Source organism: Dactylosporangium sp. CA-052675, assembly GCF_050947935.1.
In the GTDB taxonomy this organism is placed as follows: domain Bacteria; phylum Actinomycetota; class Actinomycetes; order Mycobacteriales; family Micromonosporaceae; genus Dactylosporangium.
Genome location: NZ_CP192010.1, coordinates 6,631,719 through 6,648,826, shown reverse-complemented (window position 1 = coordinate 6,648,826; position 17,108 = coordinate 6,631,719). Strand labels below are relative to the sequence as shown.

At 71.7% G+C, this 17,108-nt stretch carries 15 protein-coding genes; 7 read left to right on the top strand and 8 right to left on the bottom strand.

Annotated elements, in window-relative coordinates; translation table 11 throughout:
- Positions 1 to 96: 96 nt before the first annotated feature.
- The 3 genes from ACQP1P_RS29570 to ACQP1P_RS29560 are packed head-to-tail and all read left to right on the top strand — an operon-like array spanning position 97 to position 3,396.
- Complete coding sequence (locus ACQP1P_RS29570; protein ID WP_433075633.1) at positions 97 to 648, top strand: ATP-binding cassette domain-containing protein; 552 nt, start codon at positions 97 to 99, stop codon at positions 646 to 648.
- On the top strand, positions 645 to 2,786 hold the full coding sequence (locus ACQP1P_RS29565) for a YhgE/Pip family protein (RefSeq protein WP_433075631.1): 2,142 nt from the start codon (positions 645 to 647) through the stop codon (positions 2,784 to 2,786). The genes ACQP1P_RS29570 and ACQP1P_RS29565 overlap by 4 nt, the downstream gene beginning before the upstream one ends.
- A gap of 13 nt (positions 2,787 to 2,799) precedes the next feature.
- Positions 2,800 to 3,396: a TetR/AcrR family transcriptional regulator gene (locus ACQP1P_RS29560; RefSeq protein ID WP_433075629.1), complete on the top strand. Its 597-nt coding sequence runs from the start codon at positions 2,800 to 2,802 to the stop codon at positions 3,394 to 3,396.
- On the opposite strand, the gene ACQP1P_RS29555 is transcribed toward ACQP1P_RS29560, so the two are convergent.
- Genes ACQP1P_RS29555 through ACQP1P_RS29540 form a run of 4 tightly spaced genes read right to left on the bottom strand, consistent with a single transcriptional unit; the run spans position 3,393 to position 6,887 of the window.
- Positions 3,393 to 3,974: a DinB family protein gene (locus ACQP1P_RS29555; protein ID WP_433075626.1), complete on the bottom strand. Its 582-nt coding sequence runs from the start codon at positions 3,972 to 3,974 to the stop codon at positions 3,393 to 3,395. The genes ACQP1P_RS29560 and ACQP1P_RS29555 overlap by 4 nt on opposite strands.
- Entirely contained in the window at positions 3,971 to 4,951 is a 981-nt protein-coding gene (locus ACQP1P_RS29550; RefSeq protein WP_433075623.1) for an SDR family oxidoreductase, read from the bottom strand. The genes ACQP1P_RS29555 and ACQP1P_RS29550 overlap by 4 nt, the downstream gene beginning before the upstream one ends.
- A 22-nt stretch (positions 4,952 to 4,973) precedes the next feature.
- A complete protein-coding gene (locus ACQP1P_RS29545; RefSeq protein ID WP_433075620.1) occupies positions 4,974 to 5,450 on the bottom strand; it encodes a cold-shock protein in 477 nt (158 codons plus the stop codon).
- Between the two features lie 33 nt (positions 5,451 to 5,483).
- Positions 5,484 to 6,887, bottom strand: coding sequence for an AMP-binding protein (locus tag ACQP1P_RS29540; protein WP_433075618.1), 1,404 nt, complete (start codon positions 6,885 to 6,887; stop codon positions 5,484 to 5,486).
- Positions 6,888 to 7,085: 198 nt separating this feature from the next.
- Here ACQP1P_RS29540 and chvE point away from each other — a divergent pair, with 198 nt between their 5' ends.
- The 3 genes from chvE to mmsB all read left to right on the top strand — a co-directional run bounded on the left by chvE (position 7,086) and on the right by mmsB (position 11,049).
- Entirely contained in the window at positions 7,086 to 8,216 is a 1,131-nt protein-coding gene (gene chvE / locus ACQP1P_RS29535; protein ID WP_350610789.1) for a multiple monosaccharide ABC transporter substrate-binding protein, read from the top strand.
- 69 nt (positions 8,217 to 8,285) lie between these two features.
- Entirely contained in the window at positions 8,286 to 9,818 is a 1,533-nt protein-coding gene (gene mmsA, locus ACQP1P_RS29530) for a multiple monosaccharide ABC transporter ATP-binding protein (protein WP_433075614.1), read from the top strand.
- 7 nt (positions 9,819 to 9,825) lie between these two features.
- Positions 9,826 to 11,049 (top strand): multiple monosaccharide ABC transporter permease, encoded by a 1,224-nt coding sequence (gene mmsB / locus ACQP1P_RS29525; RefSeq protein WP_433075611.1) that lies wholly within the window; start codon positions 9,826 to 9,828, stop codon positions 11,047 to 11,049.
- Between the two features lie 129 nt (positions 11,050 to 11,178).
- On the opposite strand, the gene ACQP1P_RS29520 is transcribed toward mmsB, so the two are convergent.
- Positions 11,179 to 12,717: a DHA2 family efflux MFS transporter permease subunit gene (locus tag ACQP1P_RS29520; protein WP_433075609.1), complete on the bottom strand. Its 1,539-nt coding sequence runs from the start codon at positions 12,715 to 12,717 to the stop codon at positions 11,179 to 11,181.
- 60 nt (positions 12,718 to 12,777) lie between these two features.
- Here ACQP1P_RS29520 and ACQP1P_RS29515 point away from each other — a divergent pair, with 60 nt between their 5' ends.
- Positions 12,778 to 14,085 carry a macrolide family glycosyltransferase gene (locus ACQP1P_RS29515; protein WP_433075606.1) on the top strand — a complete coding sequence of 436 codons (1,308 nt, stop codon included), beginning with the start codon at positions 12,778 to 12,780 and terminating at the stop codon, positions 14,083 to 14,085.
- Between the two features lie 65 nt (positions 14,086 to 14,150).
- On the opposite strand, the gene ACQP1P_RS29510 is transcribed toward ACQP1P_RS29515, so the two are convergent.
- Genes ACQP1P_RS29510 through ACQP1P_RS29500 form a run of 3 tightly spaced genes read right to left on the bottom strand, consistent with a single transcriptional unit; the run spans position 14,151 to position 17,101 of the window.
- A complete protein-coding gene (locus ACQP1P_RS29510; RefSeq protein WP_433075603.1) occupies positions 14,151 to 14,840 on the bottom strand; it encodes a DUF6875 domain-containing protein in 690 nt (229 codons plus the stop codon).
- Between the two features lie 2 nt (positions 14,841 to 14,842).
- Positions 14,843 to 15,871, bottom strand: coding sequence for a methyltransferase (locus tag ACQP1P_RS29505; RefSeq protein ID WP_433075600.1), 1,029 nt, complete (start codon positions 15,869 to 15,871; stop codon positions 14,843 to 14,845).
- 6 nt (positions 15,872 to 15,877) lie between these two features.
- The gene (locus ACQP1P_RS29500) at positions 15,878 to 17,101 is read right to left on the bottom strand and encodes a cytochrome P450 (RefSeq protein WP_433075598.1); all 1,224 of its coding nucleotides are present in this window, start codon (positions 17,099 to 17,101) and stop codon (positions 15,878 to 15,880) included.
- Positions 17,102 to 17,108: the final 7 nt, after the last annotated feature.

The following is a 17,108-nucleotide window of genomic DNA, read 5'->3' as shown; positions in this document are numbered from 1 at the left end:
TTGTATAACCCCAGTGGGGTTAGTGACGCAAGGCATTGCGCCGGGCCCTCCACATGTTTTTAGACTGACCAGTCAGTACAAGTTGGGGAGGCTGTCGTGGCGGACGTACTCGTCGCCGAGGGGCTCGGGGCGCGCACGCGGCGCGGATGGGTGTTCCGCGGTGTCGATCTCACCGTCGGTGAGGACGAGCTCGTGACCCTGGACGGGGCCGCGGGCAGCGGGCGCACCTCGCTGCTGCTCGCGCTGGCCGGGTACTTCCGGACCACCGAGGGCACCGTGCGCCGGCTCGCCCGGCCCGCGCTCGGGTTCGTCGCCGGGGTCAACGAGCCCGAGCCCGGCCTGACCGTCGCCGAGCACGTCGAGGAGCGGCTCGTGCTGCTCGGCCGGGCGTCGTGGAACCTCCGGCGGCGGCGGCGCCAGGCGCTCGACCGGCTGGAGGGGGTACCGCTGGAGCCCCGGACCCTCGGGCGCGACCTCGACCGCCTGGGCGCCCACCTGCTGTGCCTGACCCTCGCCAAGGTTGGCGAGCCCGGGATCATTTTCGCCGACGACGTCGACGCCGGACTGTCCGAAGTGGAGCGGAAGATGCTGCTGGAAGCGTTGCGGGACACCGGCACGGCCGTCGTCGTCACGGAGCGTGCGGCATGAACCTGTTCGAGCTGCGCCGGTTCCTCCGCGCCCCGATCACCATCGCGGCGCTGGTCGTGCTGGCCCTCATTCCGCTGCTGTACGGCGCGCTGTACCTCTGGGCCTTCTGGGACCCGTACGGCAACATGCGCCACATCCCGGTCGCCATCGTCGACGCCGACCGGCCCGCCCGCGCCGCCGACGGCAGCACCCTCGACGCCGGCCGGGACCTTGCGGACGAACTGCGGCACCGCGACGTGTTCGGCTGGCAGCCCGCGACCGCCGAGCAGGCCCGCCGGGGCCTCGAGGACGGCCGGTACCAGCTCGTCCTCACCATCCCCGCCGACTTCTCGGCCTCGCTCGTCACCCCGCCGGACCCGCGGCGCGACCCCACCCGCGGGCAGCTCACCGTAATCACCGACGACGCCACCAACTACCTGGCGGGGCAGCTGTCCCGCAGCGTCTTCAGCGAGGTGCGGGCCGGCGCGTCGAGCACGGCCGCGCGCGGCTACTTCGACCGGATGCTCATCGGCTTCACCGACCTCAAGAGCCAGACCCAGCAGGCCGCGGCCGGCGCCTCCCAGCTGGCCGGCGGGGCCGCCGACGCCAAGAGCGGCGCCGGGGCCCTCAGCGACGGCCTCGACCAGGCCCAGGCCGGGGCCGGCGAGCTCGACGGCGGGCTGGCCCGGGCCACCGCCGGGTCGAAGCAGCTCTACGACGGCCTCGTCGCCCTGGACGCGGGCGCGGCCCAGCTCGCCGACGGCACCGCCCAGGCCGCGGCCGGCGGGCGGCTGCTCGCCGGGAAGGTCGACGCCGCCGCCGACGCCGCGGGGCCGGTGCTGCGCGACAACGCCGAGCTCATCGCCGACGCGGCCACGGCCATCGCCGACGGGGCCGACCAGATCGTGGCGCACCTCGACGCGTTGCCCGGCCTCGCGAAGACGGCCGCCCAGCAGACCGCCGCGACGAAGGCCGACCTGGAGCGGCTGGGGCAGCGGTACCCGCAGATCACCGACAGCCCCGACTACCAGCACGCGCTGCAGGCCGCCGACGCCGCCGCGACGGCCGCCCGGCAGCTGCAGGCCCGGCTCGACACCGGCGACCTCGACCAGCTGCGCACCCGGATGGCCGCGGTCGCGAAGACGGCCCGCCAGGTCGCCCAGGCCGCCCCGCACCTCGCCGACGACGTCGCCGCGGCCCGAGCCCAGGTCGACCGGCTCGCCGACGGCCTCGACGCGCTGGCCGGCGGGGCCGAGCGGCTGCACACCGGCACCGGCCAGGCGGTGACCGGGGCCAGGGACCTCAACGGCGGCCTGTTCCGGCTCGCCACCGGCGCCCGCCAGCTCGACAGCGGCCTCGGCACCCTCTCCGACGGCGGGCACCGGCTCGCGGCCGGCCTCACGGACCTCGGCAACGGGGCGACCCGCCTGGCCGACGGGCTCGCCGACGGCGCCGGGAAGATCCCCGGGTACGACCCCGACACCCGCGCCCAGCGCGCCGGCGTGCTCGGCGACCCGGTCGCGCTCGACCGCCGGACCGAGCACCCGGCGGGCACCTACGGGGCCGGCTTCGCCCCGTACTTCCTCGGCCTGGCCCTCTGGGTCGGCGCCATGATCAGCTACATGGTGCTGCGCCCGCTGACCCGCCGGCACCTCGTGAGCGGCGCGAAGCCCTGGCGCGCGGCCCTGGCCGGCTGGCTGCCCGCGCTGCTCATCGGCGTGGTCCAGGCGACCGCGCTGTTCCTCGTGGTCCGCTTCGCGCTCGGCCTGCACCCGGCGCACCCGCTGGGCATGTACGCCTTCCTGGCCCTGACCGCCGTCGCGTTCACCGCGCTCATCCAGTGGTTCGGCGCCCGGCTCGGCCCCGCGGGCCGGCTCGTCGCCCTGGCGGTCCTCATGCTCCAGCTGACCTCGTCCGGCGGCACCTACCCGATCGAGACCACGCCCGGCTTCCTGCAGGCGGTGCACCCGTTCCTGCCGATGACCTACGTGGTGTCGGGCCTGCGGCACCTGGTCAACGGCGGCCCGGGCGGTACGGTGGTCACCGGAGCGCTCGTCCTGGCCGGATTCGCGGCCGCCGCGTTCGCCCTCACCACGCTCGCCGCGTGGCGCGGGCGCCGGCTCACCCCGTCGAAGCTCCATCCGGACCTGGTCATGTAGGGAGTCCCGAGCCGTGCCCGACGGTCGCACCCGCCGCCGCGACGACACCAAGCAGCGCCTCTACGACGCCGCGATGGAGCTGATCGCCGAGCACGGCTTCTCGGCCACGACGGTCGACGACATCGCGGTCGCGGCCGGGGTCGCCAAGGGGACCGTGTACTACAACTTCCCCTCGAAGAACGCGCTCTTCGAGGCCCTGCTGCGCCACGGGGTCGGGCTGCTCACCGCCGACTTCCGCGCCGCCGTGGCGGCCGCGGCGACCCCGCCGGAGCAGGCGGTCGGGCTGATCCGGGCGGAGCTGGCCTACATCCAGCGGCACCGCTCGTTCGCGCAGCTGCTGCTGTCGGAGATGTGGCGCACCAACCGCGAGTGGCACCAGACCCTGCACCTGCTGCGCGACGAGGCCGTGGACGTCATCGCCGACGTGCTGCGCCGCGGCGCCGACGAGGGCTGGTTCGACGCGGACCTGGACGTGCGCATGGCCGCGGCGGCCCTGTTCGGCGTGTGCCTGGTCGTCGCCGTGGACTGGCTGGTCTTCGAGCCCGACCGCACCCTGGAGTCGGTGCAGGACTCCCTGGTCGCGGTCATCCGGGCCCGCGTCGGCATTTAGGCCCTGTCCGGGGCTTCCCGCGCCGCCCGCTCGATCCGGTCGTGGAAGGCCCGGAACTCCTCGGCCGTGGCGAAGGCGAGGTTGCTGGAGTCGGGCCGCCATCCGGCCGCGCCGTCGACGCTCTCGCGCAGGATGTCGGCGTGCCCGCAGTGGCGTTCGGTCTCGGCGATCATGTGGATCAGGATCCGGTGCAGCGTCACGTCCGCGCTCTGCGGCTTCCACCACGGCACCCGTCCGGGCGCGTCGAGGTCGAGCGCCTCGATGGTGACGTCGGAGTGGGCCCAGACCCGTCGATAGAGTCCGGCGATGTCCTCGCGGGACTCCTGCGGTGTGACCCACATGTCGGCGTTGACGTCGGCGTCGTCGTCCATCCACGGCAGCGGCTCGGGAAAGGGCCGGCCGAACGTGTCCCCGAAGTACCCGGCCTCGACCGACGCCACGTGCTTGACGAGCCCGAGCAGGTTCGTGCCCGTGGGCACGAGCGGACGGCGGATGTCGTACTCGCTCAGGCCCTCGAGCTTCCACAGCAGGCTGTCGCGGCCCAGCTGGAGGTAGCGCCGCAGGTCGTCCTTGCTCATGGCCGGAACCGGGCCACGAGGTCGTCCATCACCTTGTCCAGGCGCTCGTCGACGACCTGGCGGGCCGGGTCCTCGTCGAACCAGGCGGCGATCTCGCGCGCGCCCTGGTGGAACGGGATCGTGGCCACGTAGTCCGGGACGAGCGCGCGGACCTTGCTGTTGTCGAAGACCATCGAGTGGGCCTTGTCGCCGAGCAGGCCGGCGCCCCAGTCCGGGTCGGCGGCGGCGATCGCGTCCGACGGCACGTGCACGATCTTCGCGGTGGTGCCCAGCGCCGCGGCGAGCTGCTCGGCGATCTGGTTCCAGGTCAGGTGGTCGTCGCTGGTGATCTGGAAGGTGTCGCCGATCGCGCGCGGGTGGCCCAGCAGCGGCACGAAGGCGCGGGCGAAGTCCTCGTGGTGCGTCAGGGTCCACAGCGAGGTGCCGTCGCCGTGCACGACGATCTCCTTGCCCGCGCGCATGCGGGCCGGCACCGTCCAGCCGCCGTCGAACGGCACGAGCGTGCGGTCATACGTGTGCGAGGGGCGCACGATGGTCGCCGGGAAGCCCCTGTCGCGGTACACCTGCACGAGCAGGTCCTCGCAGGCGATCTTGTCGCGACTGTACTGCCAGAAGGGGTTGCGCAGCGGCGAGGACTCCACGATCGGCAGGCGCGCCGGCGGGGTCTGGTAGGCCGAGGCCGAGCTGATGAAGACGTACTGCCCGGTGCGGCCCCGGAACAGCTCGATGTCCGCGCGCACGTCCTCGGGCGTGAAGGCGACCCAGTCGACGACGGCGTCGAAGGAGTGCCCGGCCAGCACCTCCCGCACCGCGGCGGGGTCGTGCACGTCGGCCCGCAGCAGCGTCGCGGCCTCGGGCAGGGGCCGCTGCCGCGACTCGCCGCGGTTGAGCACGAAGAGGTCGATGCCGCGCTCGACGGCCAGGCGCGAGCACGCGGAGCTGATGATGCCGCTGCCACCGATGAACAGAACCTTCACAGGCGCAACCCTAGAGGAAGGCTCAGCTTTCCACCCACCCGTGACTGCGGGCGAGCGCCGCGAGGTGCTGGCGCACCTGCGCGATCTGCGCGCCCGTCAGCGACGGCACGTGCTGGATGAGCAGCTCGGTGACCTCGGCCGTGAACTCGCGGCCGGACAGCACGTCGCACAGCCCGTCGTCCTCGCCCGGCTCGCCGCCGGAGCGTTCGCCGCCGCGCGGGTGATCGGTGAGCGGCGTGAACGGCGCCGTGGCGGCGGCCGTGGTGCGGGCGTGCTCCCGGCGCGACGGCGGCTGGGTGTCGAGGATGCGCACGGAGGCGACCTTCAGCCCCCGATCGCCCTCCTCGACCTCGTACTCGACCCGCATCCCGGGGTGCACCAGGTGCCGCTGGTCGCCGAAGTCGTTGGCGTGCACGAACACGTCCTCGCCGCCCGCGTTCGGCGCGATGAAGCCGTAACCCCGGACCTCGTCGAACCGCAGGATCCTGCCCGTCTCCACCGCGAACCACCGCCCACCCACGAAACGTCCGGCCTACAGCATAGGGCCGTGCAGCCGCTTCTTCTGCACCTTGCCCATCGCGTTGCGGGGCAGCGCGTCGAGGAAGTGCACGACCCGCGGGCGCTTGTGCGCGTTGAGGTGCGCGGCCACGAAGTCGACCAGCTCGCGCTCGGTGACGGTGCCCGGCCGCCCCGCGGGCACGACGAACGCGGTGACGATCTCGCCGAGGTCCTCGTCGGGCACGCCCACGACGGCCGCCTCGCGCACGGCGGGGTGGGCCAGCAGCGCGTCCTCGACCTCGCCGGCGCCGATGCGGTAGCCGCCGCTCTTGATCAGGTCGGTGGAGGCGCGCCCGACGATGCGGTGCCAGCCGTCGGGCGCGATGCGCGCGAGATCGCCGGTGCGGAACCAGCCGTCGGGGGTGCGGGCGGACTCGGCGGGCTGCCCGCGGTACCGCCGCAGCAGCATCGGCCCGTCGACCCACAGCTCGCCGATCGTCTCCCCGTCGCGCGCGGCGTCGGTGCCGTCCTCGGCGACGAGCCGGGTGCGCACGCCGGCCACGGGCACCCCGACCTGCCCCGGGCGGCGCTCGCCGTCGGCGCGGCTGGAGATCGTGATGAGCGTTTCGGTCATGCCGTAGCGCTCGACCGGGCGGTGGCCGGTGAGCGCGAACAGGCGCTCGAAGACCGGGGCGGGCAGCGGGGCGCTGCCGGAGACGAGCAGCCGGGCCGGGCGCAGGGCGCGGGCGGCCGCGGGCTCCTGGCAGACGCGGGACCAGACGGTGGGCACGCCGAAGTAGAGGGTCCCGCGGGCGGCGGCGTAGGCGGCCGGGTGCGGGCGGCCGGTGTGCGTCAGGGGCGAGCCGTGCCGCAGCGCGCCCAGCACGCCGAGAATGAGGCCGTGGACGTGGAACAGCGGCAGGCCGTGCACGAGCCGGTCCTCGGGCGTCCAGGCCCAGGCCTCGGCGAGGGCGTCCAGCCCGGCCTCGACGGCGCCGTGGGTGAGCTCGACGCCCTTGGGGTTGCCGGTCGTACCGCTGGTGTACATCACGAGCGCGACCGCCCCCGCGTCCGGGTCGGGGAACCCGGCGGCCGACTCCCGGGACACGTCGACCGGCACCGCGCCGGGGTGGCGGTCCGGGCGGTTGCCGAGCGTGACGGCCGCGCCGGAGTCGCGCAGGATGTGCTCCCGCTCGGCCGGGCCGGCGTCGGCGGGCACCGGCACGACGGCCGCGCCCGCCATGAGGGCGCCGGTGACGGCGACGACGGTCTCCAGCGTCGCGGTGGCGTCGACCGCGACGGTGGCGGCCCCGTGCACGTCGGCGGCGACCGCGGCGGCGGCGTTGCGTAACCGTTCGGCGGACAGTCCGCGACCGTTCACACTGACAGCGGGTTGATGGTCGGTACCGTGGGCGTGCAGACCCTTGAGCAGGCGCATGGGCCCCATCGTCACACGAGCGCAGGGCGTGGAAACGGCCGGATCACGATCCGACCGCCCGTCTTGACACCCCTCTTTGTGAGCGTTAACACTGTGGCGGCAACGCCCCTGCAATACTTTCGAAATCGTGTCGGTGGCAGCGTTCACACCCTTGACGCCGCGCCTCCCGACCGCTGCACGCTGCCCTGAGGGGGAGAAGTGAAGTTTGCCCGCATCGCCGCTTCGGCGATTGGCCTCGCGGTCGCATTCAGCGTGGCCGCCTGTGGTTCGTCCGAGAAGACGGCCGACAAGAACGCCAACGCTCCCGCGGACGCCGCCGGTGCGCTGGTCGGCGTCACGATGCCGACCAAGTCGTCGGAGCGGTGGATCGCCGACGGCAACAACGTCAAGAGCGCGCTGGAGAAGCTCGGCTACAAGGTCGACCTGCAGTACGCCGAGAACGACATCCCGACGCAGGTCAACCAGATCGAGAACCAGATCACCAAAGGCGCGAAGCTGCTGATCATCGCCTCGATCGACGGCACCGCCATCACCACCCAGCTGCAGGAGGCGGCCGACAAGAAGATCCCGGTCATCGCCTACGACCGGCTGATCCGCAACTCGCCGAACGTCGACTACTACGCCACCTTCGACAACTACAAGGTCGGCGTGCAGCAGGCGACCTCGCTGCTGGTGGGCCTCGGCCTGAAGAAGGAGGACGGCTCCGACGGCACCGCCCAGGGCCCGTTCAACATCGAGCTGTTCGCCGGATCGCCGGACGACAACAACGCGACCTTCTTCTTCAACGGCGCGATGGACACGCTCAAGCCCTACATCGACAAGGGCACCCTCGTGGTGAAGAGCGGCGAGAAGGACTTCAAGACGGTCGCGATCCTGCGCTGGGACCCGGCCACGGCGCAGAAGCGCATGGAGGACCTGATCACGAAGGCCTACGGCGGCGGCGCCAAGGTGCAGGGCATCCTCTCGCCGTACGACGGCCTGTCGATCGGCATCCTGTCGGCGCTCAAGAGCGCCGGCTACGGCACCGGCGGCCAGGCGTACCCGATCGTCACCGGCCAGGACGCCGAGGTCGCCTCGGTCAAGTCGATCATCGCGGGCGAGCAGTACGCGACGATCTACAAGGACACCCGCAAGCTCGCCGACGTGACCGTCAAGATGGGCGACGCCGTGCTCAAGGGCGGCAAGCCCGAGGTGAACAACACCAAGGACTACGACAACGGCAAGAAGGTCGTGCCCTCCTACCTGCTCGACCCGGTCGTGGTCTACAAGTCCAACTACAAGACCGTGCTCGTGGACGGCGGCTACTACACCGAGAGCCAGCTCAAGTAGTGTGCGGCTCCGCCGGACCCGGGCGTGGTCAGCGCCCGGGTCCGCGGCGGTCTCGAGGGAGAACAGAGCATGACCGACGCGCTCCTGCAGATGCGGGGCATCACCAAGACGTTCCCGGGCGTGAAGGCCCTGGACGACGTCAACCTGACCGTGCGCCGCGGTGAGATCCACGCCATCTGCGGGGAGAACGGCGCCGGCAAGTCGACCCTCATGAAGGTCCTGTCGGGGGTCTACGGGCACGGGACGTACGACGGAGAAATTCTCTTCGAGGGCGAGCCCTGCCACTTCGGCGGCATCCGCGACTCGGAGCGGCGCGGGATCGTCATCATCCACCAGGAACTGGCGCTGATCCCGTACCTGTCGATCGCCGAGAACATCTTCCTGGGCAACGAGCGGGTCGGCCGCGGCCTCATCGACTGGAACCGCACCAACGCCGACGCGGCGAAGCTGCTGGAGCGGGTCGGGCTGCGCGAGAACCCGGTCACGCCGGCCATGGACCTCGGCGTCGGCAAGCAGCAGCTCGTCGAGATCGCCAAGGCGCTGTCCAAGGAGGTGCGCCTGCTGATCCTCGACGAGCCGACCGCGGCGCTCAACGACGAGGACTCCGCGCACCTGCTGGGCCTGCTGCGCGACCTGCGCGACGAGGGCGTCACCTGCGTGATCATCTCGCACAAGCTCAACGAGATCGAGGCGATCGCCGACTCCACGACGATCCTGCGCGACGGGCGGACCATCGAGACCCTCGACATGCACGCCCCCGGCGGGGTCAGCGAGGACCGTATCATCGCCGGCATGGTCGGCCGCGACCTCGAGCACCGCTTCCCGCCGCACGAGCCGAAGATCGGCGAGGAGGTGCTGCGGATCGAGCACTGGACCGTGCACTCGCCGACCCAGCACGGGCGCACGGTCGTCGACGACGCCTCGCTGACCCTGCGGGCCGGCGAGATCGTCGGGCTGGCCGGGCTGATGGGCGCCGGGCGCACCGAGCTCGCGATGAGCGTCTTCGGGCGCAGCTACGGCGTCGACATCAGCGGCCAGGTCTTCAAGCACGGCAAGCCGATCCAGCTGCGCTCGGTGCAGGAGGCGATCGGGCACGGCATCGCCTACGCGACCGAGGACCGCAAGCGCTACGGGCTCAACCTCATCGAGGACATCCAGCGCAACGTCTCCGGCGCGGCCCTGGGCAAGCTGTCCCGCGGCGGGTGGGTCGACGACAACCGGGAGTTCGAGGTCGCCGAGCGCTACCGCGGCAGCCTCAACATCAAGGCCAAGAGCGTCGGCACGGTCACCGGCACGCTGTCCGGCGGCAACCAGCAGAAGGTCGTGCTGGCCAAGTGGATCTTCACCGACCCCGACGTGCTGATCCTCGACGAGCCGACCCGCGGCATCGACGTGGGCGCGAAGTACGAGATCTACACGATCATCAATCAGCTCGCCGACCAGGGCAAGGCGATCCTCGTCATCTCCTCCGAGCTGCCCGAGCTGCTCGGCATCTGCGACCGGATCTACGCCCTGTCCGCCGGTCGCATCACCGGCTCGGTCGAGCGCGCCGAGTTCTCCCCGGAGCATCTGATGCGCCTCATGACCAGGATCAAGGAGTAACCCGCCCATGACCACAGTGGTCGAACCCGCGGTCGAGCCGACCGTCACGCCACCGACCCGGTTCTCGGTGAACCTGCGTCAGAGCGGCATCTACATCGCCTTCGCGGCGATCGTCGTGTTCTTCACGATCCTGACCAACGGCGCCCTGCTCGAGCCGCAGAACCTCTCGAACATGGTCATCCAGAACTCGTACGTGCTGATCCTGGCGATCGGGATGATCCTCATCATCATCGCCGGGCACATCGACCTGTCCGCGGGCTCGGTCGTGGCCGTCACCGGCGCGCTCGCCGCGGTGCTCATGGTCAAGGCGGACATCCCGTGGCCGCTGGCCATCCTGATCACGCTGCTGACCGGCGCGGCGATCGGGGCGTGGCAGGGCTTCTGGATCGCGTACTTCGGCATCCCCGCCTTCATCGTCACGCTCGCCGGCATGCTCGTCTTCCGCGCCCTCACCATGACGACGCTGGGCAACCAGGGCATCGGCCCCTTCGCCGAGGACGTGCGCACCCTGTCCAACGGCTTCATCCCGGGCTTCCTGAACAACGTCGGCCTCGGCCCGCTCGGCGGCGCCGACCTGTTCACGCTGCTCGTCGGCATCGCCACGGTCGTCGGCATCGTCGCCGTGCAGTGGCGGGCCCGCCGCGGGCGCATCGGCTACGGCCAGGCCGTCGACTCGCTGCCGGTCTTCTGGGCCAAGCTCGCCGGCGCCTCGCTCGTGCTCATGTTCGTCATCGTGCAGCTGGCCCGGTTCAAGAACCTGCCGTGGGTGCTCGTGCTGCTCGCCGTGCTCGTGCTGACGTACACCCTCATCTCCCAGCGCACCGTCTTCGGCCGGCACATCTACGCCGTCGGCGGCAACCTGCAGGCCGCGAACCTCTCCGGCGTCAAGGTTAAGCAGGTCACCTTCTGGATCTTCGTCAACATGGGGGTGCTGTCGGCGATCGCCGGCATCATCTTCGCGGGCCGGCTCAACCTGGCCGGCCCGACCGCGGGCAACGCCTTCGAGCTCGACGCCATCGCGGCCGCGTTCATCGGCGGCGCCGCGGTGCAGGGCGGCGTCGGCAAGGTCGTCGGCGCCATCACCGGCGGTCTCATCATGGCCGTCATCAGCAACGGCATGTCCCTCAACAGCGAGCCGCCGGAGCGGGTGATGCTCGTCAAGGGCCTCGTCCTGCTGGCCGCGGTGGCGTTCGACGTGTGGGCCAAGCGCCGTGCGGGGCGCGCCCGCTGAAGCTTTGCGCTGGTGTCCGGTGGAATGCAAGGGGTGGACCGCCTTCGGGGCGTCGGCGGTCCACCCTTTGCGCTTCGGGCCCAGCCGGCCAGCAGCATCCTTTGCGGGTATGTCTTCCGATGGCCGGGATCAGTGCTTCGCGGCCGGCGTGCTCGGCTGGTCGGGGGACGGCGTCTGCGGGGTGGCCTGGGAACGGGTCACCCAGAGCAGGGCGGACGCGGCCAAGCCGCCGCCGAGCACGGTCAGCGCGCCGATGACCTGGCTGAACGAGAGCCCGGTCGCGAACGCGTCCCGGACTTGGTCCAGCGCCCCGCCGGACGCCCGGCCGATCGCATCCGTGAACGAGGACTCGCCCTCGGCGCGCAGTGACCCGGGCAGGCGGGTGACGAAGAAGGCGGTGAGGACGGTGCCCAGGACGGCGACGCCGAGCCCGTTGCCCAGCTCCTGGATCGTGCTGCTGACGCCGGAGCCGGCGCCCGCCTTCTCCAGGGGGACGGAGCTCATCAGGACCGTGCCCGCCACCGGGCCGGCGGACCCCGTGCCCAGGCCCACCAGGATCAGCCCGGCGAGGCTGTTCAGATAGTCCTCCGCCGGCAGCAGGCCGATGAGCAGCAGACCGATCGCGGCGACCGACATGCTGGACAGCAGCGCCAGCGGCGCGCCTAGGCGCTGCAGGACGATCGCGCTGATCGCGGTGCTGCCGATCAGCGTGCAGATCGCGAGCGGCAGCATCCGGACGCTCGCCTCGATCGGGGTATACCCGTTCAGCAGTTGGAAGTGCAGCGTGAGCAGGAACAGCGAGCCGGCCATGCCGAAGCTGGCGAGCAGGCCGCCCAGCACCGCGGCGCTGAACCGCAGGTTGCGAAAGAGCCCGAGGTCGAGCATGGGCGACTCGACTCGCAGCTCCCACGCGATGAAGGCGGCGAGCGCGAGCACACCGATCACGGCCGGCAGCTGCACGTCGGCCGAGGCCCAGCCCTGCTCCGGCACGGAGGTGATCGCCCAGACGATGGAGACGGTGGCGATCACGGACAGCACCGCGCCGATCCAGTCGATGCGGTCGTTGCGGGTGGCCGGCATGTCCGGCACGAGCATCATCAGCGCGACCAGGCAGAGAATGCTGATCGGGACGTTGATGAGGAAGACCGCGCCCCACCAGAAGTGCGAGATCAGGAAGCCGCCGAGGACCGGCCCGCCGGAGCTGCCGACCGCCGCGACCGCCATCCACGCGCCGATCGCCTTCGGCCGCTCCGCCTCGGAGAACGTGTGCATCAGGATCGCGAGCGTCCCCGGCATGAGCAGCGCGGCACCGAAGCCCATGACCGCGCGGGCAGCGATGAGTTGCCACGGCTCCGCGGCGAGCGCGGCGGCCAGCGAGGCGGCGCCGAACAGCGCGATGCCGACAAGGACGATCCGCTTCCGGCCGTAGCGGTCCGAGGCGACGCCGCCGACCAGCACGAAGCCGGAGAGCACCAGCAGATAGGAGGTGAAGGCCCACTGCGCCTCGGCGGCGGTGGTCGACAGCTCGGTCATGAGCGTCGGGATCGCGATGTTCAGGACCGTGTTGTCGATGACCACCATGACCAATGCGAAACAGATCGCGGCCAGCATCGACCATCGTTTGCGGTCGATCGGCACAGCAGGCTGGCTCACGGCTGGCTGGCTCACGATGCATTCCTCCAGATTGGCAGGGCCCGCTTCCGGCGTCGATTCTCACACTACTTGACAGTGGCCGTCAAGGAGGGGTGTATGCTGGGTGGGCGTTCGATGCCGGACGGCTGTGAACTGGGCATCCACGCCCATGTCCGGCGCGCCGCGCCGAATCCGCCGAAGATCTCCATGGGGGTCACTGTCGTGCCGAGTCAATTCCTATTCATCAGCATTCCCGACCCCAGTCGCCTCTTTCCGCATCTCGCGGTCGTAAATGAGCTGGTGCGGCGTGGGCATCGCGTGGAATTCGTAACCGTCGAGGCGATGGCCGGACTCATCGGGTCGTACGGTGCCGAGCCGCTGGTCTACCGGTCGGCGTACGAGTCAATCCCCGTCCACGAGGAGAAGGAGATGAGCGCGGAGGCCGCGATGCTCGCGCTCAGCGTCGACGACTCCGCCGCCATGATCGACGCGGTGGAGGCGGCCTACGGCGACGAGCGGCCCGACCTGATCGCGTACGACGTGGCCAGCGGCACGGCTGGCCGGGTGCTGGCGCGCAAGTGGGGACGCCCGGCCGCCCAGCTGTACGCGGACTTCGCGCAGAACGACGAGTTCGCGTACACGCAGGCATTCGACGACGATGGCGTCGCGCTCGGCAAGCCGCTGAGCCCGGCCGAGTGGGCGGTCCGCCCGGAGCTGATGCCGTGGGTGGACCGTACGGAGCGGCTGCTCGCCGCGCACGGGCTGACGGACGTCACCTTCGCCGAGCTGCTCGAGGTCGTGCAGGACTTCAACCTGGTGTACGTGCCGAAGGCGTTGCAGCCCGCGGCCGACAGTTTCGACGAGCGCTTCCGGTTCGTGGGACCGTGCGCGGTCGAGCAGGCGGCGCTGGACGATTGGCAGCCGCCCACCGGCGGCCTTCCGGTCGTGCTCGTCCCCTCCGCACCGCATGGCGCCGACCTGGCCCGGGCCTTCGCCGGCGCGCCGGTCCACGTCGTCCTGACGCCAGGCCCCGGCGCCGATCCGGCGTCCCTGGGCGAGCTGCCGCAGAACGTCGAGGTGCACGCGTCGGTCCCGCCGGGCGTGCTGCGGCACGCGGCCGTCGTGGTGAGCCAGGGTGACGTGGGCGGCGTGACCGAGGCGCTCGCCGCGGGCCGCCCGGTCGTGGTCGTTCCGCCCGCGCCGCCCGCGCGGATCGCCGGTTTCCAGCTGGCGAGGCTGGGCCTCGGCCGCCTGGCCACGCCGGACGAGCTTCGAGACGCCGTGTTCGGTCTGATCGGCGACCCGGCCCTCGCGGAGCGGCTGGCCTGGATGCGTGGCGAGATCGAGGCGGCCGGCGGCGTGGCGCGTGCCGCGGACGAGCTGGAGGCGCACACCGTGCGCTGACCGGGCTGACGGATCGTCGCGGGCGGCCGGTGGGCCGCCCGCGACGACCCGTATGGTCAGTGCCGTCAGGTGGTGGCCTGCACGGTGGTGCCCGCCGGCGGTGCGGCGATCTCCCTGGTGGCGAGGCCCGCCAGCCGGGACCGGACGGCGGTCGGGATGGCCGGTGCGAAGGCGGCCAGGTATGCCTCGAGGTGCTGCTGCGAGGTCTGCAGGAACGGCAGGTCGAACACGACCATGTGCCGGATGGCCAGCAGCGGGACCGGCGAGTGGAGCGGGCGGAAGTCGCGGTTCCACAGCCCCGGCTCCGCGCACTCCGGGTGGAACTGGCCGACCATCAGCCGGCTCTGCACGAAGTCGGTCTTCAGACGGGCCTGCAGCCGGTTGAGTGGCTCGGGGTCCGACCGGTCGACGCGCGGCAGGACGATCAGGATGGTGAGGAACTGCCGGTCCTCCTCCCGCAGCTCGGCGGCGAGCTCCCGGTGCAGGTCGCGGTAGCCGAGCAGTGTTTCGGGCACGCCCTCCTCGTCGAGGTCGCGGTCCAGGCAGGCCAGGTGGAACAGCCGCCGGTTGAGGGAGGGCCGGGTGTACGGGCAGACCGGCCCCTGCCGGCCCAGCTCCGCGTGGCCGTGGGTGAGGAACCGTTCCGCCCACGTGGCGGTCTCGCGCAGCGCGGGAAGCTGCTCCGGGGGGATGAGGTTTCCGCCGGCGATCTCGGCCGGCGACCACAGCGCGAGGCCGCTGAGCGCTAGCGACATGTTTACTCCTCGTGCACCGATCGGGTGGCGACCGCCTCGATCGCGGCGGTCCGGCCCGCGAGGCGGCTCACACGCCGGATCGTGAGGCCGGCGCGGGCGAACAAGTCATGGAACTGTGCGATCGTGCGTTCCCGGCCGCCGACGACGGTCAGCATGTACAGGTCCAACAGCGCCGCCGACTCGTCCGGCGCGGCGGATGGGTCGGTGTCCAGCACGAGGTCGGACACGACGATCCGGGCGCCGGGCGGCATCGCCCGGACGCAGGTGCGCAGCAGCGTCACGCATCGTGCGTCGTCCCAGTCGTGCAGGATCTGACGCAGCAGATAGAGGTCGCCGTCGGCCGGGACCGAGGCGAAGAAGTCACCGGTCACCACGGTGCACCGGCCGTTCAGGCCGGCCGCGCGCATCCGCTCCCGGGCCCGGCCGGCCGGCGCCGCCAGGTCGAGGAGCGTGCCGTGCAGGTGCGGGTGGCCGGTCAGCAGCGCGGCCAGCAGCGCGCCGTCGCCGCCGCCGACATCGACGATCCGCCGGACGCCGGCGAGGTCGATCGCGTCGGCGAGGTCGTCCAGCGCCAGGCCGTCCGCCTGCGAACGGTCGAAGATCTCCCGGAGTGCTGGCATCCGGTCGACGTAGCCGAAGAAGTCCACGCCGTACAGGAGGGGGAAGGACGGGGTGCCGGTGCGCACGGCGGTGCCGAGGTGCTGCCACGCCTCCCCGATCTGCCCGTGTGCCAGCAGCGCCGACGGCAGCGCGGACGCGGGAGCGTCCGTGCGTAGGCCGGCGCCGAGCGGGGTCAGTCGGAACCCGCCGTCCCGCTCTTCGAGCACCTCGAACGCGACGAGGGCGCGCAGCAGCCGGATCAGCGCGTCCGGATCGGTCCCGGTGAGCCGGGCCAGCTCGGGGCCGTCGCGCGCACCCTCGCCGATCAGGTCCGGTATGCGCAGGTCAGCGAGCACGCAGACCGCCCGGGAGAGCAGGTGCCCCTGGATCATCCGGCGTAGTCGCTGACCGTGCGCGGTCGTCGTCTCCACCGTTCGTCAGGCCTCGTGGAGGGTGAGGGGCAGCCGGGTGACGCCGAAGATGTCCGGCCGCTGGTGGAACTCGGGCGCGCCGCACTCCAGCGCGCGATAGCGGTCCAACATCGCGCCGAACACCACGGAGAACTCCATGCGAGCCAGTGGTACGCCGAGGCAGTAGTGGATCCCGTGGGAGAACGTCAGGTGCGGGTTCGGCGAGCGGCCCGGGTCGAACCGATCCGGCTCGGCGAACTTCCGCGGATCGCGGTTGGCCGAGTGGATCCAGTTGACGACGATCTTTCCCGGCGGCACCGGCGTGCCGGCGATCGCGGCCTCCTGCGTGGTGAAGCGGTAGAGGAAGGAGACCGGCGGACGGAAGCGCAGCACCTCCTCGAGCGCGCCGGGCACCAGCGACCGGTCCGCGCGCACCCGCTCCAGCGTGCCGGGGCTGTCGTTGAAGGCAAGCACCGCGTTGGTGAGCGTCAGCGTGGTGGTGAGGTGCCCGGCCAGCAGCAGGAAGACCGAGAAGTTGACCACCTGCTTGTCGGTGAGGTGCTCGCCGTCCGAGGTGGCCTCGACCAGGCGGGTGAACAGGTCGTCCTTCGGGCTCTTACGCCGGTCGTGCACGTGCGCCAGCAGGTAGTCGGCCATCTCGTTCAGCTCGGCCGCCCGCGTCTTGGCGTACCCGCCCTCCTCGAACTGCCCGGCCGTGACGTCTGCGGCGTCCGGGAGCAGGTACTCCGCCCAGCGGCGGAACGTGGCCCAGTCGTCGCTGGGGATGCCGAGCATCTCCGCGATGACCACGACGGGCAGCGGCGCGGCCAGGTCCCGGACCATCTCGACGTTGTCGCGGCCCTCGATCGCGTCGAGCAGGTCGGTCGCGAGCGCGGTGATCCGCGGCTCCAGCCCGGCGATCATGCGCGGCGTGAACGCCTGGCTGATGATCTTCCGGAGCTGGGTGTGCATGGGCGGATCGGTGACGCTGAGCGATGCCTCGGTGAAGTTCGGCATGCCCGGCTCCGGCGGCGGCGCGAGGGAACTGAAGTCGGACGAGAACGTCCAGGGCTCGGAGAGCACGCCGACCACCTCGTCGTGCCGCAGCACGTGGTACGCGTCGTTGGCGGTGTCGTGCCAGACCGGGCCGGCGTCGCGCGCGCGGCGCAGCCAGTCGTAGAGCGCGCAGCCGTCGCCGACCACGGGCGGCGGACCGGCCTGGAGTGCCTCGTCGTGCGATGTGGAAGTCATGTCGTCC